This is a genomic window from Streptomyces doebereineriae (genome assembly GCF_031845645.1).
Taxonomy (GTDB): Bacteria; Actinomycetota; Actinomycetes; order Streptomycetales; family Streptomycetaceae; genus Streptomyces; species Streptomyces canus.
Genome location: NZ_JAVREZ010000317.1, coordinates 1 through 450, shown reverse-complemented (window position 1 = coordinate 450; position 450 = coordinate 1). Strand labels below are relative to the sequence as shown.

The 450-nt window shown below is 67.3% G+C and carries 1 protein-coding gene; it reads right to left on the bottom strand.

The window, feature by feature from the left end; translation table 11 throughout:
* Window positions 1-154: 154 nt before the first annotated feature.
* On the bottom strand, window positions 155-450 hold a 296-nt coding region (locus RNB18_RS52065), incomplete at its 5' end, for a cysteine hydrolase family protein (protein WP_311721064.1).

Sequence of the window (450 nt, the reverse complement as noted above, 5' to 3'; positions counted from 1 at the left end):
GAACCTGTCCCGTGTGCTCCCGCCGTCATGGTCGTGCTCCTCGATTGGTTGGGGTCGTCGCTCCCGCACCTGGGCGAAACATCGCCTCGGTCCGATCCCGAGCGGACGGGATCCGGAATTCCTCGATCGAACACGTTTTCTGGTCGGCCGACCGCTAATCGCGCGACGACGTCAGCGCTTCCAGCACCGGCCCCGAGGCCGAAACCCAACCGAAGATGCCGCCCTGCGCCGCGAACATTCGGAGGCCGACCTGATGGAATTCGGGGAAGTAGGAGGCGCAGCAAACAGCCAGTGCGACGCAGCGGTAGCCGCGGTCGTTGCCCTCGCGGATCGTCGTGTGCACGCCGACCTCGGTCGTCACGCCGCAGACCAGCAGCGTGGCGATGCCGTGCGTCGCCAGCACGGCGCCGAGGTCGGTGGCGTAGAACGCGCCCTTGCCAGGCTTGTCGA